We start from the raw sequence: 24,664 nt of genomic DNA, 5'->3' as shown, positions 1-24,664 counted from the left end.
AAACTTCCCGGATGACCGCGCCCGGCGCTGGAGCCGAGACATGCAACACCAAGCGAACCCACCCATTGCCTCTCCGTTGGACGAGCTGCTGGTCAAACGGCCGATGCCGTCCCTTCGGGTCGCCGCCTGGCCGATCATGATTCTGATCACGGCGGTGCTGACCTGGGCCAACTTCGCCAAGCTGGACGAGGTTTCCGTCGCCTTGGGCAAGGTCGTGCCGCTGGGCAAGACCAAGGTCGTCCAGCATCTGGAAGGCGGCATCGTCCAGGAAATCTACGTCTCCGAAGGGGACACGGTGTCGGTCGATCAGGATCTTCTGCTGCTCGACCTGGCATCGGGCGGCACCAACCGCGAGGAACTTCAGGTCCGGCTCGACAGCGAACTGGCGGCGCGCGCGCGCCTGGAGGCCGAGGCCGAGGGCCGCAAGCTCAAATTCCCGCGCACCTTGGAAACCCGGCAGCCCGCCCTGGTCGAAGCCCAGCGCCAGGCCCATGACGCCCGCCAGCGCGAACTGAAGGCGTCGATCAGCGTGCTGAAGGAACAGATCAAGCAGCGCGAATTGGACGTCAAGGAAATGCAGGCCAAGAAGAAGGCGACGGAGCGCAACTACTCCCTCGCCCGCGAACGCCTGGCGATGTCGGCGTCGCTGCTGGCCGAAGGCCTGACGGCGCGCATCGAACACCTGAAGCTGGAGGCCGAGGTCGAAGACCTGGACGGCCAGTTGAAGGGCCTGGTTCCGGCCATCCCCCGCGCCCAGGCGGCGGTCGAGGAGGCCAGGAAGCGCGTGTCGGAATCGGAGGAAGGGTTCCGCCGTGAAGCGCGCGAGGAACTGAACAAGGTCGAACAGTCGATCGCCCGCATCCAGGAACTGATTTCCGAGGCTGAGAAGCAAGGGGCCCGGTCGGCGATCAAAAGTCCGATCAACGGGATCGTGCAGAAGATGGTGGTCAACACGGTCGGCGGCGTGGTCAAACCCGGCGAGCCGATCATGGAGATCGTGCCCACGGGCGACAAACTGGTCGTCGAGGCCCGCCTAAATCCCACGGAACGCGGCTTCATCGTCGAAGGCCAGCCCGCCGTGGTCAAGATTTCCACCTATGACTTCGTGCGCTACGGCGGCCTGGACGGCCGGGTGATCGCCGTCGCCCCCGACGCCTCCACGGATGAAAACGGCGCGCCTTACTTCCGCGTCGTGGTCCAGACCGACAAGACCTACCTGGGCAAGACCAAGGATCTGCTGCCGATCACGCCGGGCATGGAAGCCACGGTCGACATCCACACGGGCCGCAAATCGGTCATGGATTATCTCATCAAACCCGTCCTCAAGCTCAAGGACGAGGCCTTCCGCGAGCGCTGACGCCGGTCCTGCCCCCAGCCCCGCGACGCGCCCCGTTTGCCGGCCCCGGGCAATGGGGGAAACGCTAACCATTTGTTATTTTATGCCAATCTATTATAAACGATGGTTACTAGGGGAGTTCACCGTGTGCCGTCCGACCCGTTGTTGGTGAGGTGCGTCACGCGTTGGTAGGGGTCCGGGGAAGACATGTCGTTTACCACACTTGTCGGGTTGCTGGCCGCGTTCGGTCTGTTCATCGGCTCAGTCATGATGAGCACCGACAACTTCCTGATTTTTCTCAGCCTTTCGAGCCTTCTGATGGTTGTCGGCGGCACCCTGTCGGCAACATTCATTTCCTACGAACCGCGCTACGTCATGCTGTCGCTGCGCCTGATCTGGCGCATCCTGTTTTCGCCCAAGGTCGGGCGCAACGTGCTGAAGTCCGAAGTCGGGCGAATCATCCGCTGGGCCTACACGGTTCAGAAAAGCGGTCCGCCGGCGCTTGAGGCCGAAGCCAAGAAAGCGGTGCGCGGCGACAAGTTCCTGAAATTCGGCGTCGACATGGTGATTTCCGGTTACACCGGCGAGGAAGTCCGCGAAATCCTGACCAACGCCATCGAATCGACCTTCGGGCGCAACACCGTGCAGGTCGACATCCTGCGCAGCATGGGTGGCGCCGCCCCGGCGTTCGGCATGATCGGGACCCTGGTCGGCCTGATTATCATGCTCGACAACCTGGGCGGTGATCCGACGCAGCTGGGCGCCGGCCTCGCGGTCGCGCTTTTGACGACCCTCTACGGCGTCATGTTCGCCCGCATGATCTTCATTCCGGCTGCGACCAAAATCCAGCAGCGCGAGGAAATCGTGCGCTTCCGCAACTACCTGATCGCCGAGGGACTGTCGCTTCTGGCCGACAAGAAGAACCCCCGCTACATCGCGGACCGCATGAACAGCTTCCTTGACCCGGCCATCCACTTCAATATCGACAAGATGAAGAGGTAGCCATGCCACGGCGGGTTTTCGTGCCATTGCCCGCCGGCGCAGGCTGACGCCATGGGAGTCCCGATCAAACCATCCCCGCAAGAAGAGAAAGAAGACTGGCTGGTCACCTATGCCGACGCCATCACGCTGCTGATGTGCTTTTTCGTGATGATGTTGACCTTCGCCGAATTCGACATTCCCGCCTTCGAGGAAGCGGCCGCCGCGATCAAGGAAAAGATCGGGTCGTCCGACGACGATGCCTCGCCCACGGAAAAGCTGAAGATCGATCTGGAGGACGTCGTGTTCCAGATGCAGGCAGACCGCGCGGTGCAGGTGTCCAAGGACTCCAAGGGTGTGGTCATCGAACTGTCGTCCGGCGCCTTCTACAAGCCCGGCTCGGCGGAGTTGCGCGAGGAAGCCATTCCCTACCTGGAAAAGATCGCCCAGACGATCAGCGCGCCGCGTTACGCCACCTACAACGTTCAGATCGAGGGCCATACGGACGACGAGCCCATTTCGACGGAACGCTTTCCCTCGAACTGGGAGTTGTCGACGTCGCGCGCCGCGACGGTGGTGCGGTTCTTCGCGGACCGGCAGTTTGTCGATCCTTTGAAAATGAGCGCCACTGGTTTCGCCGACCAGAAGCCGAAGGTTCCGAACCGCACCGAGGAAGGCGTGCCGATCCCGGAAAACCAGATGACCAACCGGCGCACGTCGATCCGCGTGACCGCCATGTCCCTCAAGGAGCGCGAGGTCTGGTACCAGCACCTTGCCGTTATTCGCGCCAAGGCCGAGGCGGAGAAGCGCGCCAAGGAACAGCAGGGCGAAGGACAGCCGCCGCAGGAAGGCCAGGCCCCGCAGGAAGGTCAAACGCCCCAGGAAGCCCAGACGCCCCAGGATGTCCCGCCCGCCGCCGTCGAGGGCCAACCGGCCCCCGCGCAGCAATAGGCCTTCGCCAGCGGGCCGGTACAGGCCGGCGCGAACGCCCCAATCTCAATTCATAAAATTAGAACGCGGCGCTTACGCGGCGGCCGCGGGCCGGATCACTCGATGATCAGTTCCATGCCTTCGCGGCTGACGAAGTTGCCTTCCCAGGCCGCCTCGGCCTCGATCGCCAATTTATCCATGAAGGCGTCGTCGTGTTCCGGATCATGGTGGAAGATCGCCATGCGCTTGACGTTGGCCGCCCGGCACAGACGCATGCCCTCGTTCCAGGTCGAATGACCCCAGCCGACCTTGGCGGGAAACTCTTCCTCGGTGTAGGTGCTGTCATAGATCACCAGATCGGCGCCCTCGATCAGGCCCAGGATGTTTTCATCCAGCTTGCCCGGCGTGTGTTCCGTATCGGTGACATAGCAGATCGCCGCCCCCTCGTGTTCGATCCGGTATCCGGTGGCGCCGTTGGGGTGATTCAGGGGCGCCGTCTTCACCGTGATGTCCGACGGCAGGGAAAAGCTGTCGCCCGCATCGAAGTCCTCGAACCGCAGCTTGGCCTGCATGGCCTCAAGCGGCACCGGAAACATGGGGTTATGCATCTGGGTCGACAGGATGTCCTGAATGCCCTCGTCGCCGCGGCTTTTCAGATGGCCGGCCATGATATGGATGGCGTACTCGGGATTATAGGCAGGCACAAAGAACGGGAACCCGTTGATATGATCCCAATGGGTGTGGGTCAGCAGCAAGTGGGAGCATTTCGCGCCGGACTGAAGGAAAGCGTTGCCGTAAGACCGGATGCCGGTGCCCGCGTCCATGACGAACCGATAGTCACCCGCCTCGACCTCGATGCAACTGGTGTTGCCGCCATACTTCATGTGCTGCGGCGTGGCGCAGGCAATGCTTCCTCTAACTCCCCAAAATTTCAGACGGATGGCCATGATCTCATGCAGACTTTCGCTGTCTGTTCACGCGCGTGAACGAACGCAGCGGCTAAACTCCCTTGCGGACAGGCCCTCAATGGCACACGGCTTTATCTGCACCTTTGCAGTACAGTTAGTTCCCTGTATAGGCCATCAAGTAACTACTGTCACAGATTGATTTCCAACGACACGAACCCCCGTTCCGACCGACAATCCCAAGCGCCGATCCGCCCGCCCTCGGTTACAGGCGATTTCGACCAGACCACTCGAATTCGCGTACCAGAACAAGCTGTCCGGCGGAACCGAGGCGAAGGTCTTTTCGCCTTTGATTTCAACATTGTGAACTAGAATCCGGTGGTTTGGCGAGAGGTTTTCTGCGCGCATGCCGGAAATCGCGTTGCCGAATCCGTCGATATATACAATTCGCTCTAATTCATCCGGCCAGTCGTTCCGGTCGACCTCCTGAACGGCGATTTCCCGCCCCGGGAAGGTACCGACGAACGTCCCGCCTGCGGCGATCGCCGCCGCCACCGGCGCAAACAGGTCGCGACCGTGAAAGCTGGCTGAAAGCCTGTCCGGGCGCCAGGTAATTTCCCATGCCCGCGCCACCGCCGCCCGCCGGACCGTCAATGCGAAAAGGCCGTTGTCAGGCCCTATGAACCAGCGCCCGTCCACTTCCACGGCAAGCGCGCGGCGGTCCGTTCCCACCCCCGGATCGACGATGCCCAGGACCACGGCGCCGGGGGCAAGTTCGCCCGCCAACGCCGCCAACAGATAGGCGGAAGACCGCGGATCGAAAGGCGGCGCATCGTGCATCAGATCGATCACCGGGACCCCCGGCGCGCCCGCGTGCAGAACCGCCTTCATCTGCCCCACATAGGGACCTTGAAAGCCGAAATCGGTGAACAGGACAAGCATGGCACGGGGGCCCTCAAACGCATTCGGACAAGCTGTTCGGAGCCTAGCAGATCCCCCAAACGCAATCACCCGGCGCCGCTTTCCGCGGCGCCGGGTGCGCGATGGGTGTCCGGGGTTGGGGACGCGCCAAAACGGGCCGATGCGTCTATACGGCGCCGACCGTATCGGCAAGGGCCCGGGCGACGTGCTTCTGGACCTTTTCGAAGGCCCGGTTTTCGAGCTGACGCACCCGTTCCCGGCTGATGCCGTACTGCCCCCCCAAATCCTCGAGGGTCGCGGGCTCGTCCGTCAGGCGGCGCTCGACGAAAATCTCACGCTCGCGCTTGGGCAAGGCCGCCATGGCTTCCTGAACCAGGGTGCGGCGGAAGTTGTCTTCCTCCGTGTCGCCGAACATGGCTTCCGGGCTGGGGCGGTCGTCAACCAGGGTATCCTGGAATTCGACGGCGCCTTCTTCCTGGGTCACCGGGGCGTTCAGGGACATGTCGCGGGCCGCGAGCCGCCGGTTCATGTAGGCGATGTCGTCGGTCGATACGCCGACTTCCTCGGAAATGCGCCGGGCGTCTTCCGGGTTCAATTCACCCGAATCCATGATCTTCAGTCGGCCCTTCAGACCGCGCAGGCTGAAGAACAACTTCTTCTGAGAGGCGACGGTGCCCATCTTGACCAAAGACCAGGACTTCAAGATGTATTCGGTGATCGCCGCCTTGATCCACCACATGGCGTAGGTGGACAGGCGGAAACCGCGCTCCGGTTCAAACTTCTTCACGGCCTTCATCAGGCCGATGTTGCCTTCGGAAATCAGGTCCGCGACCGGCAGGCCGTAGCCCCGATATCCCATGGCGATCTTGGCGACCAGACGCAGGTGCGAAGTGACCAGCATATGGGCGGCATCAACGTCGCCATGCTCGGTCCAGCGCAGCGCCAGCCTTTGTTCCTCTTCCTTCTCCAGAAGGGGGAACTTCCATATCTCGCGGAAATACTGGCTCAGGCCTCCTTCGGTCGGAACGGCAGGTACTGTCATCGTTGTCATTTTCTCTTCTTCCCCTGTTGGGGCGGCGTGGAACCGCCTAAGGACATGATTTGAGTTCTAGATTTCGAATACGGCGGCTCTATGGCAGGTCGGGGGCATGCCAAAGGCATTTCCCGACACCGAACGGCGCGCGGCAAGCACTGCGTCCCGCCGAAGCGGACGCATATCCAGATACAAAGTCAGACACAGGGAAGGATGAATTCGTGCGGTCAAAGCGCAGGTAAGCGTTCATGCCTTATCCTCCTTATGAAGCAATATGGCGTCTTCGGACGTAACGGCCTATCGACCGCAACGCCCACTCCGCCCGCCGTTAAGCCGGGCAATTCACGGCTGGCCCCATATGGGCACCAACCCCGTTACTATAACGAGACTCGTCTGAAATTTCAAGGTTTTGGGGAAGATCCCCGGGCAATGGCCCGTTACTGAACGGTCTGGCTCAGTTTCGCGAACGAGGTATCCAGCCCGCCACCAGCAGGCAATTCGCTGCGGATTTCCGGCGCGAGATCGGGGATCGGCGGCAGGTCCAGGTTCTGACCATTGGAGATTTCCGCATTGCGCTTCTGACGATAGAGCGAGCGGATCGCCGCATAGTAATCGACCGAGGTCTTCTTGATCTGGTCCAGTTCCTCGACCACATCGGCGTATTCCAGAAGACCGTCGACGACATCGAGGGCCAAGCTGATCTCGTCCGCGTCGATATTGTCCAGATAGTAGCCCAGCGGATCGAAATAGCCGTCGATCAACAGGCGCCCAATCGCATCGCGCGGATTGGACGGGCCGAGGATCGGCAGCACGACATAGAAGCCTTCGCCCACGCCCCAAACGCCCAGGGTCTGACCGAAATCCTCACTATGTTTCTGGAAGCCCATCTCGGACGCCATATCGACCATGCCGGCCATGCCGACGGTGGTGTTGAGGAACGTGCGCATGAAGGTCACCAACGCGCGTTCGAATTCGAACTGCAGCACATCGTTGACGAACGTGATCGGCGACGACAGGTTGTCGAACATGTTCTTGAGCGCCTGCCGGCCGGTCGCCGGAACCGTCGAATTGTAGGTATTGGCGATCGGTCGCAGAAGGCCTTCCTGCACCCCTTCGTTGAAGGAGAAGATGGCCCGGTTCATGCTTTCCAGGGGATCGTTGCCCGTATCGTCCGCCTGGGACAGTTGGACATCCGCCTGCGCGACCAATTCGCCCTGGAACGACAGAACCCGAGCTTGATCGTCCGCCTGGGCCGACCCCAAGGACAAGCTAGCCGCAAAAAACGCGCCGACCGCGAAGTTCCGAAACTTACCGATCAAAACCCAGCCCCATTTCCTCGTCACGACCACCCTTTGGCAGCCGGTTGAATCTGCTTGGCAATGCGACGTGCCCAGGCGCGTCATCCGTTGCCGTGAAGTAATAAGTGAAGTTGCCACCCCCCGCAACCGATTCAAAGTAATTTATTTACCGTTGACCGCTAACTAAATCGTGATGTCGGCGTGCACCCAGGCCCTATGCCAGGGCGCTTGAACCGCGTGGAAAAATGCATATCCTGGCGCACAAGGGAGGCACTCGTAATCATGATCCCACTTCGCCGACAAGCTCTCAAGCTCGCTCTGGCATGGGTGTTCATCACCTTTGCCGTGGCACCTTCGACCGTCCGCGCCGACATGCCTGAGACCGTGGTGGACGCATTCCACAGAGATCTTCTCGCCGTCATGAAAGACAGCGATAACCTTGGTGTTTCAGGACGTTACACGAAATTCCTCGAGCATCTCGACCGCTATTTCCACATGCCTCTGATGGTCAGCTTCGTATCCGGCGCGCATTGGGCCAAGGCCGACCAGGACGCACGCCGAAAATTGAACGACGCGGCGCGGCGCTTGAGCGCCGGCGAGCTTGCCGTGCTGTTTTCCGGATACGGCGGCGAAACCTTCAAGACGGTCGGCACACGGTCCATCAAGGACGGGTCCGTCCTGGTTGAAACGGAATTGGAACGGCAGTCGGATTCGAACGTAAAAGTGACCTATCGCCTGCGCAAGTTCGGCGAAAAATGGCGAATCATCGATGTCCTTCTGGACGGCACCATTTCGCAGCTCATCAAACGCCGCGACGAATACCGCCGAACCCTTGAAGACAGCGGAATTACCGGCCTGACCAACCTGCTGAACGCCAAGGCGGACGAGATTCTCGCGTCGGGCCGCACGGCCAAGGCCGGCAAGTAAAATTCCATCGCCCGGGAACCGCCCCTGGCATGGCCGCGAAACCCGGCTTAAGTGTTCGCCTATGCGCAATCATTCAACGTCCATGCCCGTCGCCTCCCTCATCATCGCGATCCTGTTGCTGATCGCGGGCGCCATTCCCGCTGTCGCTCAGGCGCCACGGACCACCCAGGCCGGCGAGGTCGTCACCACTTTCCATGCCACCCTGCTCGACGTCATGAAGCGCGCGGACGCACTCGGCGTGAAAGGCCGCTTCGAGACCCTGGCGCCGGCCGTGGACAAGGCCTTCCATCTTGATCTGACCGCGCGTCAATCGGCCGGACGGCGGCCCTGGAAGAACGCCACGCCGGCGGAACAGACGGCCCTGCTCGACGTCTTTCGCCGCTGGACCATCGGCACCTACGCCAATCAGTTCGACGGCTGGTCCGGCCAGGCCTTCATCGATCACGGGCAAAAACCGGGCCCGCAGAAAGGCACCGTTCTGGTGGAGACGGAATTGACCGGCAAGGAGCCGGTCACGCTGACCTACCTGATGGTCTTCAAGGACGGGCGATGGGGTGTCTATGACGTCCTGGTGCGCCGCGGAACGACATCGATCAGCCAGCTCGCCAAACATATTTCCGAATTCAAAAGCATCGTGAAGAACGGCCTGCCCGCCTTGACCGACGCCTTGCGGGAGAAGACCCAGGTTCTGCTCGGCGGATAGGCTCAGCCTGACGGCAGGCCGTTACCTTCACCTTCGCCGCCCCCGTCCCCGTTGCCGCGTTCGGCCGATTTCAGCAGACCGCGCAGGGAATAGATCGACCCCAGCGCAAATCCCCAAACCACGAAGACGATTTCACGGATGCGCTTGACCGCCGCCAAGGCCACGCCGGCCTCGGGCGACCCCGTGACGGCCCCGGCCAGGATGATCAACGCACTGTCCTGGGTGCCCAGGTTGGCGGGCACGAAGAAGGTCGCGGCGCGCACCATCTGGTTCACGGATTCGATGATGAGGGCTTCGCCCGGCGTCACCGGATATCCCAGAAAATAGAGAATCGCATAGGTTTCCGCCGCCCCGATCACCCAGTTGATGAGCGCGAGCAGCACAGCCGGCACGAAGCGCCAGGGCCGCTCCGCATAGAAATGGTGCAGCCGGTCCTCAACGTCGTTGATATGCTCGAGCGCGGCCTCGATACGGGCACCCAGGCGCGTGCGGCCCAGGCGCGTTCCCGTCCACGACGCCGCGCGGAATTTCTGGACCGCGAACAGAACCCCGATTCCGAAGGTCAGGAACAGGAACCCGCCGAGCGCGAAGGCGCCATATCGCCCGCCGGCCTCGTGCCCGGCCAGCAGGATCAGACCGATCAGCATGAAGACGACCAAGCCGATCAGGTTCACCGTGCGCGCCAAGATGATCGAGGCGATGCCCTCGCGGTAACTGACCGCGTGATGGCGCTTCAGAAGCACCGCCTTGATCGGCTCGCCGCCGAACCCGCCCGCAGGCAGCACGGTGTTGAAGGCCTCGCCGACCATGCGGATACGCCACACGATATAGGACCAGCGGAGCGTCAAGGGCAGGCGCAGGATGGCCAGATGCCAGGACAGGCTGTCGATATAAAAGGCCGCGAGATAGATCGCGAAGGCCGCCGCCAACCCCTGCCAGCCCATGCCGAGAATGCTGGCCAGGGCGGCTTTGAAATCGACCTCGGCAACCACCCAGGCCAACAACGCCACACCCAGTCCGATATAGAGCCAGGTCAGAACCCGCGTCATGGGCCGATCACCGGCGGTCATGTCCGCCCCCGGCCACGAACCGCGAGCAATGCCGGCAGCAGAACCAAGGTACAGACCAGGGTCAGGGTGATGGCGATGGTCAACAGCACGCCCATGCTGGCCGTGCCGGGATGACCGGACAGCGCGATGGACCCGAACGAACCGATGGTGGTCAGCGCGCTGAACAGCACCGCCCGGGGGGTCGAGGTTTCGAACGCATCGCCCGCCGCCGCATCACCGCCAGAACGTTCCTGGCGGTCACGCAGGACCAGATGAATGCCGCTGGCGACGCCAAGCCCGAACAACAGCGGCAAAACGATGATGTTGGCGAAATTGAAGGGCACCTGAAAGGCGACGGAACACAGCACCGTCAGGACGGCGGCCAGCCCCAGGGGGGCGAACACGAAGGCGACGTCGCTTGCCCGGCGCAGCAGCAGGCCGAGCAGGATCAGGATCGCCGCCACCGCGATCGTCCCCGCCTGAACAAAAGCGGCGAGCACCGCCCGCCCGGCCTCATAGATCGTGACGGGCGCCCCTGATGCATCCGGGGCGACCTTGCGCAGCGCCGCGACGAAACGTTCGACCGCTTCGGGGTCGCGCAGGTCGTCGGCGGGAATGACCTCAAGCCGCGCCTGCCCGTCCGGGGCGACATAGCGGGCACGAATGCCGGCGGGCAGATCGGCCAATGTGAACGGTTCAGGGCTCAAACTGCCCCGCAGGCGTTCGACCGCGTCGGGAAACACGGCCAGCAGGCCCTGCTCCAGCTCCGCCAGGCCCGCCTCGTCGAGCCCCTTCAACAGCGTCGCCAGCCGTCCGGCCGCGTGGGCAAGGTCCGGCCCCGCGTTGGTGGCGTCCAGGTTTGCCAAGGCCGCCCCCAGATTTTCGGCGGCGGTGCGGCGGCGCGCCGGGTCTCCGTCACCCGTGCCGCCACCGGGTGCCAGCGACGGCAGCATGAACAAGGCAAGATCGCGGACGATCTCGGCTTTCTCCTCCTGGTTTCCCGGCACGAAGCTCAGGACCGACGCGACGCCCTTGACCTCGGGCAGGGCCGTCAGGTTGTCAGCAAGTTCTCGCGCCGCGTCGACGTCAGGGGCCAGGACCGTGGCGCTATAGGTCGACGCCCCCTTCCCCGCCGCCAGTTCATGGACGACGGCGACCGATTCCAGATTTCGGTCCTGCAAGTTCAGGGGATCGAAGTCGAACCGCGCCTGCGGCGCGGCGGCCAGGCCGATAACCGCCACCGCTCCGGCACCGATCAGCACCCGGCGGGGATGACCTTGCAGGGCGCGGCGCGCCCGGTCGGACCATCCCGCATGACCGTCACGGCGGCCCGCCGCGGTGGGCATCAAGGTCAACAGAGCAGGCAGAACGGTCAGGTTGGCCGCCAGCGCGATGAACATGCCCGATCCCGCGATCAGGCCCAGTTCGGCAAGGCCCACGTAATCCGTCGGCAGAAAGGAATAAAAGGCGATGGCCGCCGCGACGGCACACAGCGTCAGCCCGCCGCCGCCCGCCGCCGCCGTGGCCTCCAACGCCGCCCCATTGTCATGCCCCCGGGCGCGGTGTTCCCGATAGCGCAACGCGAAGTGAATGCCGAAATCGACGCTGAGTCCGATGAACAGCACGGCGAAGGCGACGGAGATCAGGTTGAGGGCGCCGAGCGCCCAGATCGCGAATCCGGCGGTCCAGATCAGGCCCAGGATCAGGGTCGCCAGGACGGCAATGACCATGCGCAGGGACCGCAGGCCGAGGACCAGCAGCACCAGGACCAAGGTAAACGACAGAATCCCGGCCAGGCCCATGCCCTGCTCGACACTTTTCAATTCATCCTGCTGCAAGGCGGCGGAGCCGGAGATGCGCAGGCGCACGGGCCCCGTCCCGTCCAACTGCAATTCCCGGCGCAAATCCTTCAACGCGGCGATCGGCTTGCCTGCCGGCTGCAGCGAGGCGAAATCCAATGGCGGTTTGAGTACGATGAACCGCCGCGCGGCCGTGTCTTCTTCCCCGGCCAGCAGCCGTTGCCAAGACAGAATCGCGTCTTCGCCCTTGGCGCGCTTTTCACCGACCTCGGCCAGCAGGTCGAGCACCCGGGCCAGGGCCACGGGCGGCGCCTTGCCGTCAAGCTGCTGTTCGATGCCCTGACGCAGCAGGTCGAACAGGGTCGCCAGACTGGCGTCGCCCCACAGGCTGGCGAGGAAGGGCTGCGCCTCGGCGAGCCTGCCGGTCAGGTCTTCCAACTCCTTCACGTCGAGGAACAGCAGGCCGTTCTGTTGCAGGAAAGGATCGCCTTCGGGGTCGAACAGGGCGCCGAAGGTTTCCGGCCGCGCCTTGAGCCTGCCGGTCAATTGCCGCGCCGCGCGCTCGACCCGTTCCGGCACGGCGCCGTCCAGGACCAGCAGGATGTTGTCGCTCAACTGCGGGAACAGGCGGCCGGCCTCCCGGTTGTTCTTGCGGAACGGCAGGTCGGCGGACAGCATGTCCGTGGTGTCCGTATGGATCGCCAGGTTGTGTTGAAGATAGGTGAGCGTCAGCCCCGCCCCGACGATGGACAGCAGCACGACCGCCCAGGCGCCGCGCCGGGCCAGGCCGACCCAGGCCCGGAACAGATTTCCCGGAAACGCGGCCGCTTCCGTCATCCCTCCTGCTTTCCGCCCTCGGCCAGGGCGCGGCGGCGGGCCCGGTACTTGATCCCCCATTGCACGGCGAACAGCAGGGCGAAGCCCGGCGCCCCGATGGTCGCGGCGACCAGCAGCGGTTCCTGATAACCCAGGAACACCAGGACCGGCACGGCCAGGATGGCGTCGTCGGGATCGAATCCCATGAACGAGCCAAGTTCGGCGCTGCGCGCGCCGGCCAGGCTTTCCATGCGCATGACCATCCACAGGATGAAGGTCACCGACGCCCCCGCGAGGACGCCCATGGGGATTGCCATCATCCCCCATTCGCCACCCCGCAGCCCGATGCCCAGGCCGACGAAGATCACGGCGTTGCATACGGTATCGGCGATCAGGTCGAACTTGTGACCGGCGGCGCTGGTCTGACCCGACAGACGGGCATAATCGCCGTCGCCCCGGTCGAGCACCATGGACAGGATGAACAACCCAGCACCGATCTCCCACCACGGCAGGTTCAGCCAGGGGGACGGGCCGAGGGCAAAGGCGGCGGCGGCGGCGATGCCCGTGGCCAGGCGCACGACGGTCACCTGGCTCGGCGTGACCTTGGTTCCCATCAGGGGTTTGGTCACGGCCAGGCGCGCAACCTTGTGGATCCAGGTATTGTGACTAATGGTCTTGCCTCCGGCTGCGGGCGGGTCTACATGGGGCGATAAGGATAGCCCGGAACATCATGAAAATTGCGGCAAAAGGCAACCGGCATCGGCACCGCCGTTGAAGAAATCATGCTGAATACACCCATTCTCACCGACACCCAGATCCAACAATTCGCCGACGACGGTTATTTGGTTCTGCGCGGCGGCTTTTCCGCCGAGGAAATGACCCGCATCGGCGCCTGGACCGACGAAGTCCTGGCCCTGCCCGAGGTTTCCGGCCGTCATTGGGTGTTCCACGAGAAAAGCCAGAAGAACGCGGCCGAAAATCTGGTCAGCCGGATCGAGCGCATTTCCCCCTTCCACGACGGGTTCGGCGCCCTGGCCGAGGCCCTGCGCGGCCCGGTCGGCCAGCTGCTGGGCGAGAACGCGGCCCTGTTCAAGGAAAAGATCAATTTCAAGATGCCGGGCGGCGACGGCTTCAAGCCGCACCAGGATTCCCAGGCCGGTTGGGACGCTTATGCGGATTTCTTCATCTCGGCCCTGGTATCCATCGACGCGGCGACGGAAGAAAACGGCTGCCTGAAGATGGTTCGCGGCCATCACAAGAAGGGCATGTTCGCGTCGTGGGAACCGATGTCCGACGCCGACATGGCCGATATGGACTTTCAGCCCGTGCCGACCAATCCGGGCGACGTGGTGTTCTTCGATTCGTTCGCGCCCCATGCGTCGGAAGCCAACCTGAGCGACAAAATCCGCCGCATCTACTACGCCACCTACAACCGGGCGTCAGCGGGCGATTTCATGGACCGCTACTACGCGGACAAGCACAAGAACTACCCGCCGGACATCGACCGCGACCCGGCGAAGCAATACGTGTTCCGAGTCTAGCCTGGATTATTCGGCGGCGTCGCCGACGCGCTCGCCCATCGGCTTGTAGGCCGCGATCTTGGCGCGGATTTCCGTTGCCGCGCGTTCCCGGTCTTCGGGAAAATCGATCTCGATCCACGGAATGCCCGTCACGTCCTCGAAGCCGAAGGTGCCCGGCTCCGACGCCTTCATGACGTCGCAGAACGCGTCTTCGTAGACGAAGCCCGGCATGTCGCCCTGGGACAGTTCGTCGGCGCGGTCGGCGACCCGATGCGCGATGTCCGGCGCCATGGTCAGGAAGCCGGGCCATTCGCCGACGGTGTCGTGGGGTTCGAACACCTTCTTGCCGAAATCGACCAGGACGCCGTCGCGCACGCAGGTCTTCACGGGCTCGGCGCCAGGCACGAAGTCCTGATCCAGGATGATGCAGGTCTCATGGCGGCTGCCGATCAGGGCCTTCAGCAGGTCGTCGTGGTAATAGACGTCGGCGTCCATGAACAGGATGCGCTCGCCCGAGCGCAGAATTTCTCCCGCCCGCGCCAGGGACAGGATCGGGCTTTCCTTGAACCGGGGATTGAACAGGGTGCGCGCGAAGCCCTTGGGCGCTACGCGGGCCAGCTCGTCCTCGATCATCTCCTTCTTGTGGCCGACGACGACGATCAATTCCTCGACGCCAAGCTGCGTCAGAACCTCGATATGCCGGGCCAGGAGGGTCCGGTCACCGAATTGCAGAAGCGCCTTGGGGGGATCGTCGTTACCGTCGCCGAAAAGCCGCCGGCCCACGCCGGCGGCAAGCATGACTGCTTTCATTTGCTCGTAACTTCCCGGTTACCGTTTCGTTGCGCAATAGGTGCGCATATGACGGGTTGTTGTCAATATCGTGAAATCGCGGAGAAACATGCGCTGGGCGCATGGCAACAATCCCCCCGCTTCGTGCGTTAAGCAATATAGCCGTTGGCGCGAAACCAGGCGACGGCGTCGGCCAGGGCGTCCCGCGCCGGGCGGGGTGCGTAGCCCAGTTCCCGGGCCGCCTTGTCCCAGCGGAAGAACATCTTCTTTTTCGCCATGCGCACCGAATCCGGGGCGACCATCGGCTCGGTTCCGCCGGTCAGGCGGCACCAGGCTTCGGAGACATGGGCGATCGGCATGATCAGGCCCGTCGGCACCCGGAACAGGGGCGGCCGCCCGCCGGTCAGCTCGGCGATCACGCCCAGGATGTCGCCGAGGCCCATGTTCTCGCCGCCCAGCACATAACGCTCGCCGATGCGTCCCTTGGCGAAAGCCAGCAAATGACCCGCCGCCACGTCGTCGACATGGGCGACGTTCAGGCCCGTATCGACATAAACCGGCATCTTGCCGTTCGCCGCGTCGACCACGATGCGCCCGGTCGGCGTCGGTTTCACGTCGCGGGGGCCGATCGGGGTCGACGGGTTGACGATGACCACGGGCCAGCCTTCCTTTGCCGTCAACTCGCGGATACGTTCCTCGGCCCGGAACTTGGACTGCTTGTAAGGGCCGATCATGTCGGCGTAGGTGACCGGCGTGTCCTCGTCGCCGACACCGCCCGGCGGAATGCCCAGCACGGCGACGGACGATGTATAGACGATGCGTTCCGCCCCGGCCTCGGCGGCGGCACGCACGATGGCCGCCGACCCGTCCACATTGGCGCGGAACATGGCCGCGGGGTCGCGGGTCCAGATGCGGTAATCGGCGGCGACGTGATAAAGCGCCCGGCATCCCTTGACCGCAGGGCCCAGGGTTTCCGGCGCCAGCAGGTCGCCCTCCACCACCTCGACGTCCAGGCCGTCGATGTTGCGGCGGTCGCTGCCGGGTCGCATGAGCACGCGCACGGCCTCGCCCGCGTCGAGCAGCCTGCGCACCACGGCGGCGCCGACGAAACCGCTGGCGCCCGTGACCAGATTGGCGGAGCCTTTTGTCATGGCGGGGATTTAGGCCTCATAAAAGTCACGATTTCCAGTGGTAAATGGCTGACATTCCGCCCGCTGCCCCTTAACAATGGGAGTGTGCGGCACCATGTTGCTTAAAATGCCTGTTTGCACTGCAATATCCCAAGGTTTACAAGGGCCCTCCTGAGGATTAAGTGATCGCGATGACCAAGAACCTGAAGATCCTGCTCGCCAGCCCGCGCGGTTTCTGCGCCGGAGTGGAGCGCGCCATCGAAATCGTCGAACGGGCCCTGGAAATCCACGGACCGCCCGTCTACGTCCGCCACGAGATCGTGCACAACAAGCACGTCGTCGAATCGCTGCGCGCCAAGGGTGCGGTGTTCGTCGAGGAAGTGTCCGACGTACCCGACGGCGCCGTCACCATCTTTTCCGCCCACGGCGTCGCCGAAAAGGTCGAGATCGAAGCCAACGACCGCGGTCTGCCCGTGATCGACGCGACCTGCCCGCTGGTCTCCAAGGTCCACAAGGAAGGCCAGAACCACGCGCAGAAGGGCCGCGAGGTCATCCTGATCGGCCACGCCGGCCATCCCGAGGTCGAAGGCACCCAGGGTCGCATTCCCGGCGGCGTTCACCTGGTGCAGACCCCCGAAGACGTTGCTCATCTCCGGGTCAAGGACCCGAAGGCGCTGTCTTACGTGACGCAGACGACCCTCAGCGTCGATGAAACCCGCGACACCATCAACGCCCTGAAAAATCGCTTCCCGGCCATCGTCGGCCCGGACGTGAAGGACATCTGCTACGCCACCCAGAACCGCCAGCAGGCGGTGCGCGACCTGTGCACCCGGGTCGATCTGCTGCTCGTGGTCGGAGCCAAGAATTCGTCGAACTCCAACCGCCTGCGTGAAATCGGCGGCGAGATCGGCGTACCCGCCTATCTGATCGACGACGCCAGCATGCTCGACCCCAAGTGGCTCGACGGCGTGGCGACGGTCGGCATCACCGCCGGCGCCTCGGCGCCCGAGGAACTGGTGCAGGAACTGATCCGCCGCCTCGGCGAATTCGGCGACACCCAGGTCGAAGAGCTGAAGGGCGTGCAGGAAAACATCGTCTTCAAACTGCCGCGCGAATTGAACGACGGCACAGGTCCCCACGCTGGGGCCTGAGATACCGGAGAGTTACATGGCAGTCCCCGTCATCCAGCAAGTCCGCGTCGGCGCCTATATCATGGGCAAGAAGCTGCGCGGGGTGGAGAAATACCCCCTCGTCCTGATGCTGGAACCCTTGTTCCGCTGCAACCTGGCCTGCCCCGGCTGCGGCAAGATCGACTATGAAGACGACATCCTGAACAAGCGCCTGTCGGTCGAGGAATGCCTGAAGGCGGTCGACGACTGCGGTGCCCCCATCGTCTCGATCCCCGGCGGCGAGCCGCTGATCCACAAGGAGATCGTGCAGATCGTCGAGGGCATCGTCGCGCGCAAGAAGTTCGTCTATCTGTGCACCAACGCCCTGCTTCTGGAAAAGAACCTCAGCAAGTTCACGCCCACGCCCTACCTGACCTTCTCGGTCCACCTGGACGGCATGGAAGCCCACCACGACAAGGCCGTGGCCCAGCCGGGTACCTTCAAGCGCGCCGTCTCGGCCATCCGCAAGGCCAAGGCCATGGGCTTCCGGGTCAACGTCAACTGCACCCTGTTCGACCAGATGTCGGCCACCGAAGCCGCCGAATTCTTCGATTTCTGCACCCATGACCTGGGTGTGGAGGGCATTACCGTGTCGCCGGGCTATGCCTACGAGCGCGCGCCAGACCAGGAACACTTCCTGTCGCGCAAGAAGACCAAGCAGCTGTTCCGCGACGTGTTCAAGCACGAAGGGGCGAAGAAATGGCGGTTCAGCCAGTCGACCCTGTTCCTCGACTTCCTGGCCGGCAACCAGTCCTACAAGTGCACGCCCTGGGGCAACCCGACACGCAACATCTTCGGCTGGCAAAAGCCCTGCTATCTGCTGAACGAAGGCTACGCCGATACGTTCCAGGAGTTGATGGACAGCGTCGAATGGGACAAGTACGGCACCGGCAACTACGAAAAATGCGCCGACTGCATGGTCCATTGCGGCTATGAGCCGACCGCCGTCACCGACACCGTGTCGCACCCGCTGAAGGCGCTTCGGGTGTTCCTGAAGGGCGTCAACACGGAGGGCGAGATGGCCCCGGAAATCAACCTGGACAACCAGCGCCCGGCCGAATTCGTGTTCGAAGGCCTGGTCAAGACGCTGTCGCAGAAGATGGCGGAAAAGGAAGCGGCCGAGGGCGAAAAGGCCGCCTAATCAGCCGCCACCTAATCAGCCAAAGGCAAGGCCGGGCCCCAGCCGCCCGGCCACGCGGCGCAGCACCTTCAGCGCCCGCGTGCTGCCGCGCCCCAACGCCAGCAGTTTCCCGATATCACCCGGATGGGCCGCCAGGTTCTTCAACAGGCGCACCCCGTCCGTGCCGCCCGTGGCCGAGACGATTTCGTCCGTCCATTCCGGCAGCCGCGTGTCCGCCGTATCGGACACCGCGCGGATAATGGCGAAGGGCCGCCCCGCCTTGCGCGCCGCCCGGCCCACGGCATAGCTTTCCATATCGACCGCGTCGGCCTCGGTCGTCGCCCGCAGCACGGATTTGCGCCGGGGCCCGGCGACGATGGTCGGCGAATGGGCCAGAGTGGTTCCCTTGCGCGCCACCATGTCGCCCAGGGCGTCTTCCAGCCGGCCGGTCCAATCAGGATCGCAGGTCAGGCTCTTGCTTTGGGCGGCGATGACATGGGTCGGCAGGATCAAATCCCCGGCCTTGAGGGCCGGGTCCAGGCCGCCGCACAAACCGAAGCTGAGCATGGCGACCACGCCCTGAGCGAACATTTCGTCCGCCAGTTCGCCCGCGCGCCGGGGATCGGCGCCGGACGCGCGCACGTCCAGGTCGTCGTCACCGGAAATGTCGGACAGGCAGGCCACCTCGCGCAAAACCCCGGTGATGATGCCGATGCGGGCCATCACGCCGGGCCGGTCAGATGCCGTAGGCGGGGCGTTTGGTGTTGCTGCGCTTCAGGTTGCGGTAGCGGGACAGGGTCCACAGCGGGAAATAGGCGCTGTAGCCGTGATAAGTGATGTAGAACACCTTGGGAAAGCCGACGGCGTTGAACATCGTTTCCTGCCATTTGCCGCCTTCGCGCGGATGGTTCAACAGATAGTCGACCCCGCTTTCGACCTCGGTGCTTTCCAGTTCGCCCGCAGCCATCAGGCCCATCAGGGCCCAGGCCGTCTGCGACGGCGTGCTTTCCTTGGCCAGGCCTTTGCGCTCTGCCCAATAGGTCGCGCAGTCCTCGCCCCAGCCGCCGTCGGCCATCTGGCGACTTTTCAGCCAATCGACGGCGCGCCGGACATAGGGTTGGGACATATCCTCGCCCACGGCGTTGAGGGCGCTCAGCACCGACCAGGTGCCGTAGATGTAATTGGTGCCCCAGCGCCCGAACCAGGAACCGTCCTCTTCCTGTTCATCCTTCAGGAACTGGATCGCGCGGGCGACAACGGCATCGTCCGCACCGTAGCCGAGCTGCGCCAGGGTGCCCAGACAGCGCGCGCTGACGTCGGACGTCGGCGGGTCGAGCAGCGCCCCATGGTCGGCGAAGGGAATGTGGTTCAGGTGATAGGCTTCGTTCTCGGCGTCGAAGGCGCCCCAGCCGCCGCTCTCGCTCTGCATGCCGATGATCCATTCGACGCCGCGGTCGATGGCGTCCTTGTAGCGGACCGGATCGGCGCGGTGCAGGGCCATGACGACGACCGCCGTGTCGTCCACGTCGGGGTAATGGTCGTTCCAGTACTGGAAGGCCCAGCCGCCGGGACGCAGGTTCGGGCGTTTTTTGGCCCAGTCGCCCTTGACGTCCGTGATCTGGCGGTCGACCAGCCATTCGGCGGCCTTGTCGAGCACCATATCGCCCTTTTCCATGCCGCTTTCCTGCATGGCGTGCAGCGCCAGGCCGGTATCCCACACGGGCGACAGGCAGGGCTGGCAATAGGCCTCGTCGTCGCGCTCCACGACCAGCTTCTCGATGGCGCCGCGGGCCGTCAGGTAATCGGGATGGTCACGGGGATAGCCCAGCACGTCATAGGCCATGACCGCGTTGGCCATGGCGGGAAAGATACCGCCCAGGCCGTCCTCGCCGTTCAGGCGCGTCTTCACGAAGTCCATGCACTTGGTGATGGCCTTCTTTTCCAGCCACCCGGGGATCATCGGCTGAACCAGCCGCGCCGCCTTGTCGATGGCCAGGAACACGTTGCCCAGGACATGGCCCGTGGGATTGTGCAGAAAATGGGTCTGCTTGAAGGGGTCTTCGAGGAACAGCTCGCGGATGCCGACGCCGCGCGGATTGCGCGCCTTGGGCCGGGTCGCCGCCAGCACGAACAGGGGGATCATCACCGTGCGCGACCAATAGGCGACCTTGTCGATATGGAACGGCGACCAGGACGGCAGCAGCATGGCTTCCGGGCGGATCACCGGCGCCGCGCGCCAGGGCACCTGTTCGAACAGAGCCAATGCGATGCGCGTGAACACGTTCGAGCGCGTCGCCCCGCCACGCGCCAACACCGCCGCCCGCGCCTTGGCCATGTGGGGTGCGTCCGGGTCGTCGCCGATCAGTTTCAGGGCATAGTACGCCTTGACCGTGGCGCTCATGTCGAAGTCACCGTCATGGAACAGCGGCCAGCCACCGTGTTTGCCCTGAATGCGGCGCAGATAGTTTCCCATCTTGGCTTCGATGGCGTCGCGGGGTTCGCCCAGGTAATGGTTGAGAAGCACGTATTCTGCGGGGATCGTCGCGTCCGCTTCCAACTCGAACGCCCAACTGCCGTCCTTGGCCTGTTGGCCGGCCAGCCAGGCGCGGGCTTCGTCGATGGTGGCGTCCAGGTCCGCATGGGCGCGGCCGTCACGGATCGTCTCGCCGGAACCGGAATTCGGCGTATCGTCCTCTGGCTGCACGGAGATATCCATCACGTCACCGCTTGAATCTTTTGTTATCAGGCAATTAATCGCCCACATGTACTCTTCGCAGGCGCAAAATTCAATGCCTGCGGTCATCCGGCCCCTTCTTACAGAAAGGGTCCTTGAAATCAAGAAGATGACATGGATGTGACAACCAGATCCGCCGCCCGGTAACCGGAGCGGATGGAGCCTTCGATGGTCGCCGGCAAGCCCGTGGCCGTCCAGTCGCCGGCCAGGACCAGATTGCGCCAGGCCGTCCGCGGCAAGGGACGGCGGCGGTCCTCGGCCGGGGTCTGGCTGATGGTCGCCCGCTTTTCCTTGACGATGCGCCAGGGCGGCAGAGGGCTTTCCACCTGTTCCTTGGCGGTCAATCCCAGGGCCGCCCGCACCTCGGGCCAAAGGCGCATTGCGATCTCTTCATTGGCCTCCGCCGCCAGGGCGTCGGCGGCGCTGACCGTGACCGAGGCGACGTCGTCCCTGAGAAACACCCATTGCGCCGTGCCGCCGACCAGCCCGACCAAGGGGGGGGCCGCCGGTACCGGCCGTGTCAGCCGGAAATGGGCGTTGACGATGGCATGGCTGGCTTGCGGTCCGTTCAGGCCCGGCAGCAGATCCGCCGCCGCCCAGGCGGGCACGGCCAGGACGACCTGATCCCCGGGATCGAGAACCTTCGTGGCGCCGGCGAAATCGAGGGCGCGGACCTGCCCATCGTCAAGGTCCAGGGCGCGCAGGCGATTGTTGAAGCAAACCTCCGCCCCCTGCCCGGCCAGATAGTCGAGCGCCGGGTCGACGAAGCTTTCGCTCAGCCCCGCCCGCGCCATCAGCGGCCGGCAGGCGGCGCGGCCGCGTCCGAAGGTTTCCTTCACAACCGGCCACAACAGGCGCGCCGACGCCGTATCGGCGGGCGTGTTGAGAACGCCGACGGCGAGCGGCTCCCAGAATTTCTCGAACAACGTGCCCGGTCCGGCCAGACAGTCCGTGACCGTGTCCTCCGCCCCCGCACAAGCCAGATGCCGGACCCGCAGGTATTCGCTCAGACAGGTCCCCGGCACCCGGCCTGCGCCGAACAGGATGGACCAGGGCACCCGGCCCGCGTCGGGCGTGATCGTCCAGGTCTCGCCGGTCCTGAGATCGCGAAAGGGAAAGGACGCGTCCTCAGGTCCCGTCAGGCTGTCCGCCGAGCCCACTGTTTGCAGGTAATCACGGATCGCCCAGTTGCCGGACAACATCAGGTGATTGCCGTTGTCGATGCGGCGCTCCAGATGGGCGTCGAAATAGGATCGGCAGCGTCCGCCGGCGTGCCCGGCACTGTCATACAGGACGACCTTGCGGCCGCCCTGGGCCAGGCGCACGGCGGCGGCAAGCCCCGCCACCCCGGCGCCGATCACATGGATACGTCCGGTCGCCATGCGCCGGGCTACAGCAGGCCGTAGCGGAAGGCGACCCAAAGCTTTTCCGCCTTGGTCAGCCCCGCCGGCTCCAGCACCCGGTGCCAGCCGCGCGCCCGCATGCGGCGGAAGATGCGCCCGTATGCTTCCATCATCATGGTCGCGGGTTTGACCCGGTCGGCCTCGCACTGGCCGAGCAGGGCCCGGGCCTCGGCGAACTTTTCCTCGGCCAGGGCGCCGATCTCGGCGACGGCGGCAGTCAGATTGGCGTCGGCCAGGACGCCTTGTGGATCGCGGGCGGCAACGCCATGGTCAGCCAGCAGATCATCGGGCAGATACAGTCGGTCCCGCGCCGCGTCCTCTTCCAGATCGCGCAGGATGTTGGTCAGTTGCAGGGCGAGGCCGAGCGCGCCCGCCAGCCGGTCTCCGATCTCAGCCCCCAGGCCGAAGATGCGGCAGCTCAGCCGCCCCACGGCGCAGGCGACCCGGTCGCAGTACCGCAACAGGTCGTCGCGGGTGGCGAGGCGGAGCGTTTCCGACGCATCCGTTTCCATGCCGTCGATGACGGCCTGAAAGTCGGCCTCGGCCAGACCGAAATGGGCAATCGGTTCGGCCAGGGCCACGGCGACCGGATCCTTGGGCCGCCCCGAATACAGGGCGCGGATTTCGTCCCGCCAGCGGGCCAGTTCGCGCTTTTTCACGTCGAGCGGATTGGGGTCGTCGGCGATGTCATCGACGATGCGGCAGAAGGCATAGACCGCGAACATGGCGCGCCGCTTTTCACCGGGCAGGAGCCGCATGGCCCAATAGAAGGTCGTGCCCGAGGCGCGCACGATCCGTTCCACGTGTTCACGGGCGCGGCCGACTTCGGCTTCGGAAAGGGTCACCAGATTGTCCATGGGTGCAATGGATACACTGGGGGGTGCAGCCAAGGCCAGCCCCCAATGACGGGGCGGCCGTCAGCCCCGGGGATCCGGCGCACCCACCCCGCCGGCATAGGTTCGCCCCTTCCACCCGCCACCCCGCCCCTGGCCGTGACGGCGGGCGGAATCGACGGTCATCACGGTGTAGAGCAGCCCGGCCACGGGCAGCCCCAGGGCCGCCCAGGGCGGGCGCCCGTACAGACGCAGAGTCGGGAAATAGGCGACGGCCATGGCAAGCCATCCCGCCGCCCCGGCGGCCAGCATCGGCCAATCCCCGGCAACCAGGCCCCACAGCGCCGCCACCGGCGGCACCAGATACAGCAGGACCATCCCGGCAACGGTGCCCAGCAGCATCAGGGGCGAATGGCCGAGCTGCTCATACGCCGTGCGCGCGACCATGCGCCACAGTTCCCCCAGCCCGTCATAGCGGCGCAGGCTCACCGTCTCGCGGCTGAGGCCCAGCCAGATCGACCCCCTGGCCTTCAACAGCGCCGCCAAGGCGCAATCGTCGATCAGCCGGTCCTTGATCGCGCCGATCCCGCCAGCCGTATCCAGGGCGGTCCGCCGCACCAGCATGCAGCCGCCCGCCGCCGCCGCCGTGCGCTTGACCGGGTCGTTGACCCAGGGAAAGGGAAACAGTTTCTGGAAGAAGAACACGAAGGCCGGGATCAGCAGACGTTCCCACGGCGTCTCGCAATTAAGCCGCACCATGAGGGAGACCAGATCCCGGTTCTCCATCTCCGCCTTTTCGACCAGACGGCGCAGATTGGCCGGGTCATGGGAAATGTCGGCGTCGGTCAACAGGACATAGCGGGCCCCGGGCGCCGCCGTCCGCGCCGCCTCGAGCCCCTGATGAACCGCCCAAAGCTTGCCGGACCAGCCTTCCGCCAGGGGCCGGCCGGTGACCAAATGGAAACGGTCCGCCACCCCCGCCGCATGGGCGGCGTCCCAGGCCAGCGTCCCCGTGCCGTCCGTCGAATTGTCGTCGACCACCACGACGTCGATCCGCCCGGGATAATCCTGGGCGAACAAGGAGGCCACGGTGCGGGCGATGCTGTCGGCCTCGTCGCGGGCGGGAATAACGGCGGCGATATCGGGCCAGCCGCCCTTGGGTGGTGTCTTGGCGGCGGGGCTCAGGTGCTGGTCGGCGAACCAGAACCGTCCGCGGCAGAACAGAATCCCCGCCCAGACGGCGAACGCCAGCAGGGCCGCCGCCGTCATCG

Annotated in this window: 22 protein-coding genes; 8 read left to right on the top strand and 14 right to left on the bottom strand. The window is 64.5% G+C overall.

What is annotated here, in order from left to right; all coding sequences use genetic code 11:
- The first annotated feature begins 40 nt into the window (after positions 1 to 40).
- The 3 genes from RJ527_15150 (at position 41) to RJ527_15140 (ending at position 3,265) form a co-directional block, all read left to right on the top strand.
- Positions 41 to 1,357 (top strand): HlyD family type I secretion periplasmic adaptor subunit, encoded by a 1,317-nt coding sequence (locus RJ527_15150; protein ID WND75361.1) that lies wholly within the window; start codon positions 41 to 43, stop codon positions 1,355 to 1,357.
- Between the two features lie 186 nt (positions 1,358 to 1,543).
- On the top strand, positions 1,544 to 2,338 hold the full coding sequence (locus tag RJ527_15145; protein ID WND75360.1) for a MotA/TolQ/ExbB proton channel family protein: 795 nt from the start codon (positions 1,544 to 1,546) through the stop codon (positions 2,336 to 2,338).
- A gap of 51 nt (positions 2,339 to 2,389) precedes the next feature.
- Positions 2,390 to 3,265 carry an OmpA family protein gene (locus RJ527_15140; GenBank protein ID WND75359.1) on the top strand — a complete coding sequence of 292 codons (876 nt, stop codon included), beginning with the start codon at positions 2,390 to 2,392 and terminating at the stop codon, positions 3,263 to 3,265.
- A 95-nt stretch (positions 3,266 to 3,360) separates the two neighbouring features.
- Here RJ527_15140 and RJ527_15135 read toward each other — a convergent pair whose 3' ends face one another.
- From RJ527_15135 to RJ527_15120, 4 genes are all read right to left on the bottom strand, one after another.
- On the bottom strand, positions 3,361 to 4,191 hold the full coding sequence (locus tag RJ527_15135) for an MBL fold metallo-hydrolase (protein ID WND75358.1): 831 nt from the start codon (positions 4,189 to 4,191) through the stop codon (positions 3,361 to 3,363).
- A 135-nt stretch (positions 4,192 to 4,326) separates the two neighbouring features.
- Positions 4,327 to 5,091 (bottom strand): SAM-dependent chlorinase/fluorinase, encoded by a 765-nt coding sequence (locus tag RJ527_15130; GenBank protein ID WND75357.1) that lies wholly within the window; start codon positions 5,089 to 5,091, stop codon positions 4,327 to 4,329.
- Positions 5,092 to 5,236: 145 nt separating this feature from the next.
- Positions 5,237 to 6,121: an RNA polymerase sigma factor RpoH gene (gene rpoH / locus RJ527_15125; GenBank protein ID WND75356.1), complete on the bottom strand. Its 885-nt coding sequence runs from the start codon at positions 6,119 to 6,121 to the stop codon at positions 5,237 to 5,239.
- Positions 6,122 to 6,540: 419 nt separating this feature from the next.
- Positions 6,541 to 7,365 (bottom strand): VacJ family lipoprotein, encoded by an 825-nt coding sequence (locus tag RJ527_15120; GenBank protein ID WND75355.1) that lies wholly within the window; start codon positions 7,363 to 7,365, stop codon positions 6,541 to 6,543.
- A gap of 318 nt (positions 7,366 to 7,683) precedes the next feature.
- Between RJ527_15120 and RJ527_15115 the strand changes: the two genes are divergently transcribed.
- Both RJ527_15115 and RJ527_15110 read left to right on the top strand, forming a co-directional pair.
- Entirely contained in the window at positions 7,684 to 8,328 is a 645-nt protein-coding gene (locus RJ527_15115) for an ABC transporter substrate-binding protein (protein ID WND75354.1), read from the top strand.
- Between the two features lie 61 nt (positions 8,329 to 8,389).
- Complete coding sequence (locus tag RJ527_15110) at positions 8,390 to 9,031, top strand: ABC transporter substrate-binding protein (GenBank protein WND75353.1); 642 nt, start codon at positions 8,390 to 8,392, stop codon at positions 9,029 to 9,031.
- Positions 9,032 to 9,033: 2 nt separating this feature from the next.
- Here the strand turns inward: RJ527_15110 and RJ527_15105 are convergent, their stop codons facing one another.
- Genes RJ527_15105 through RJ527_15095 form a run of 3 tightly spaced genes read right to left on the bottom strand, consistent with a single transcriptional unit; the run spans position 9,034 to position 13,324 of the window.
- Entirely contained in the window at positions 9,034 to 10,101 is a 1,068-nt protein-coding gene (locus tag RJ527_15105) for a flippase-like domain-containing protein (GenBank protein ID WND75352.1), read from the bottom strand.
- The gene (locus RJ527_15100; GenBank protein ID WND75351.1) at positions 10,098 to 12,716 is read right to left on the bottom strand and encodes an MMPL family transporter; all 2,619 of its coding nucleotides are present in this window, start codon (positions 12,714 to 12,716) and stop codon (positions 10,098 to 10,100) included. The genes RJ527_15105 and RJ527_15100 overlap by 4 nt, the downstream gene beginning before the upstream one ends.
- Complete coding sequence (locus RJ527_15095) at positions 12,713 to 13,324, bottom strand: CDP-alcohol phosphatidyltransferase family protein (protein ID WND75350.1); 612 nt, start codon at positions 13,322 to 13,324, stop codon at positions 12,713 to 12,715. Before RJ527_15095 ends, RJ527_15100 begins: the two co-directional genes overlap by 4 nt.
- Positions 13,325 to 13,477: 153 nt before the next feature.
- Between RJ527_15095 and RJ527_15090 the strand changes: the two genes are divergently transcribed.
- Positions 13,478 to 14,236 (top strand): phytanoyl-CoA dioxygenase family protein, encoded by a 759-nt coding sequence (locus RJ527_15090; GenBank protein ID WND75349.1) that lies wholly within the window; start codon positions 13,478 to 13,480, stop codon positions 14,234 to 14,236.
- A gap of 6 nt (positions 14,237 to 14,242) precedes the next feature.
- Here the strand turns inward: RJ527_15090 and RJ527_15085 are convergent, their stop codons facing one another.
- Together RJ527_15085 and RJ527_15080 are read right to left on the bottom strand one after the other, a co-directional pair.
- Entirely contained in the window at positions 14,243 to 15,025 is a 783-nt protein-coding gene (locus tag RJ527_15085; protein WND75348.1) for a phosphocholine cytidylyltransferase family protein, read from the bottom strand.
- Between the two features lie 128 nt (positions 15,026 to 15,153).
- Entirely contained in the window at positions 15,154 to 16,155 is a 1,002-nt protein-coding gene (locus tag RJ527_15080; protein WND75347.1) for an NAD-dependent epimerase/dehydratase family protein, read from the bottom strand.
- A 170-nt stretch (positions 16,156 to 16,325) separates the two neighbouring features.
- On the opposite strand from RJ527_15080, the gene ispH reads away from it, so the two are divergent.
- Both ispH and hpnH read left to right on the top strand, forming a co-directional pair.
- Positions 16,326 to 17,285 carry a 4-hydroxy-3-methylbut-2-enyl diphosphate reductase gene (gene ispH, locus RJ527_15075; GenBank protein WND75346.1) on the top strand — a complete coding sequence of 320 codons (960 nt, stop codon included), beginning with the start codon at positions 16,326 to 16,328 and terminating at the stop codon, positions 17,283 to 17,285.
- 16 nt (positions 17,286 to 17,301) lie between these two features.
- Positions 17,302 to 18,444 (top strand): adenosyl-hopene transferase HpnH, encoded by a 1,143-nt coding sequence (hpnH, locus tag RJ527_15070; GenBank protein WND75345.1) that lies wholly within the window; start codon positions 17,302 to 17,304, stop codon positions 18,442 to 18,444.
- Between the two features lie 15 nt (positions 18,445 to 18,459).
- Here the strand turns inward: hpnH and RJ527_15065 are convergent, their stop codons facing one another.
- The 5 genes from RJ527_15065 to RJ527_15045 all read right to left on the bottom strand — a co-directional run bounded on the left by RJ527_15065 (position 18,460) and on the right by RJ527_15045 (position 24,662).
- Complete coding sequence (locus tag RJ527_15065) at positions 18,460 to 19,146, bottom strand: hypothetical protein (GenBank protein WND78071.1); 687 nt, start codon at positions 19,144 to 19,146, stop codon at positions 18,460 to 18,462.
- A gap of 13 nt (positions 19,147 to 19,159) precedes the next feature.
- Positions 19,160 to 21,226, bottom strand: coding sequence for a squalene--hopene cyclase (gene shc, locus RJ527_15060; protein ID WND75344.1), 2,067 nt, complete (start codon positions 21,224 to 21,226; stop codon positions 19,160 to 19,162).
- Positions 21,227 to 21,258: 32 nt separating this feature from the next.
- The gene (gene hpnE / locus RJ527_15055) at positions 21,259 to 22,539 is read right to left on the bottom strand and encodes a hydroxysqualene dehydroxylase HpnE (GenBank protein WND75343.1); all 1,281 of its coding nucleotides are present in this window, start codon (positions 22,537 to 22,539) and stop codon (positions 21,259 to 21,261) included.
- Positions 22,540 to 22,547: 8 nt separating this feature from the next.
- Positions 22,548 to 23,405 (bottom strand): presqualene diphosphate synthase HpnD, encoded by an 858-nt coding sequence (hpnD, locus tag RJ527_15050; GenBank protein ID WND75342.1) that lies wholly within the window; start codon positions 23,403 to 23,405, stop codon positions 22,548 to 22,550.
- 72 nt (positions 23,406 to 23,477) lie between these two features.
- Complete coding sequence (locus tag RJ527_15045) at positions 23,478 to 24,662, bottom strand: glycosyltransferase (GenBank protein ID WND75341.1); 1,185 nt, start codon at positions 24,660 to 24,662, stop codon at positions 23,478 to 23,480.
- Positions 24,663 to 24,664: the final 2 nt, after the last annotated feature.

This window comes from Thalassospiraceae bacterium LMO-SO8, from assembly GCA_031655335.1.
Lineage (GTDB): Bacteria > Pseudomonadota > Alphaproteobacteria > Rhodospirillales > Casp-alpha2 > UBA1479.
Note: the sequence above shows the minus strand (reverse complement) of the source record. Positions and strands in the feature narration are given on the sequence as shown.

Coding starts and splice junctions, on each gene's coding strand:
- hpnE (WND75343.1), bottom strand. CDS start 22,539: ATGGCGACCGGACGTATCCATGTGATCGGCGCCGGGGTGGCGGGGCTT.
- RJ527_15085 (WND75348.1), bottom strand. CDS start 15,025: ATGAAAGCAGTCATGCTTGCCGCCGGCGTGGGCCGGCGGCTTTTCGGC.
- shc (WND75344.1), bottom strand. CDS start 21,226: ATGACCGCAGGCATTGAATTTTGCGCCTGCGAAGAGTACATGTGGGCG.
- RJ527_15115 (WND75354.1), top strand. CDS start 7,684: ATGATCCCACTTCGCCGACAAGCTCTCAAGCTCGCTCTGGCATGGGTG.
- RJ527_15045 (WND75341.1), bottom strand. CDS start 24,662: ATGACGGCGGCGGCCCTGCTGGCGTTCGCCGTCTGGGCGGGGATTCTG.
- RJ527_15110 (WND75353.1), top strand. CDS start 8,390: ATGCGCAATCATTCAACGTCCATGCCCGTCGCCTCCCTCATCATCGCG.
- RJ527_15150 (WND75361.1), top strand. CDS start 41: ATGCAACACCAAGCGAACCCACCCATTGCCTCTCCGTTGGACGAGCTG.
- RJ527_15090 (WND75349.1), top strand. CDS start 13,478: ATGCTGAATACACCCATTCTCACCGACACCCAGATCCAACAATTCGCC.
- RJ527_15130 (WND75357.1), bottom strand. CDS start 5,091: ATGCTTGTCCTGTTCACCGATTTCGGCTTTCAAGGTCCCTATGTGGGG.
- RJ527_15065 (WND78071.1), bottom strand. CDS start 19,146: ATGGCCCGCATCGGCATCATCACCGGGGTTTTGCGCGAGGTGGCCTGC.
- RJ527_15105 (WND75352.1), bottom strand. CDS start 10,101: ATGACCGCCGGTGATCGGCCCATGACGCGGGTTCTGACCTGGCTCTAT.
- hpnH (WND75345.1), top strand. CDS start 17,302: ATGGCAGTCCCCGTCATCCAGCAAGTCCGCGTCGGCGCCTATATCATG.
- ispH (WND75346.1), top strand. CDS start 16,326: ATGACCAAGAACCTGAAGATCCTGCTCGCCAGCCCGCGCGGTTTCTGC.
- rpoH (WND75356.1), bottom strand. CDS start 6,121: ATGACAACGATGACAGTACCTGCCGTTCCGACCGAAGGAGGCCTGAGC.
- RJ527_15145 (WND75360.1), top strand. CDS start 1,544: ATGTCGTTTACCACACTTGTCGGGTTGCTGGCCGCGTTCGGTCTGTTC.
- RJ527_15080 (WND75347.1), bottom strand. CDS start 16,155: ATGACAAAAGGCTCCGCCAATCTGGTCACGGGCGCCAGCGGTTTCGTC.
- RJ527_15100 (WND75351.1), bottom strand. CDS start 12,716: ATGACGGAAGCGGCCGCGTTTCCGGGAAATCTGTTCCGGGCCTGGGTC.
- RJ527_15135 (WND75358.1), bottom strand. CDS start 4,191: ATGGCCATCCGTCTGAAATTTTGGGGAGTTAGAGGAAGCATTGCCTGC.
- RJ527_15140 (WND75359.1), top strand. CDS start 2,390: ATGGGAGTCCCGATCAAACCATCCCCGCAAGAAGAGAAAGAAGACTGG.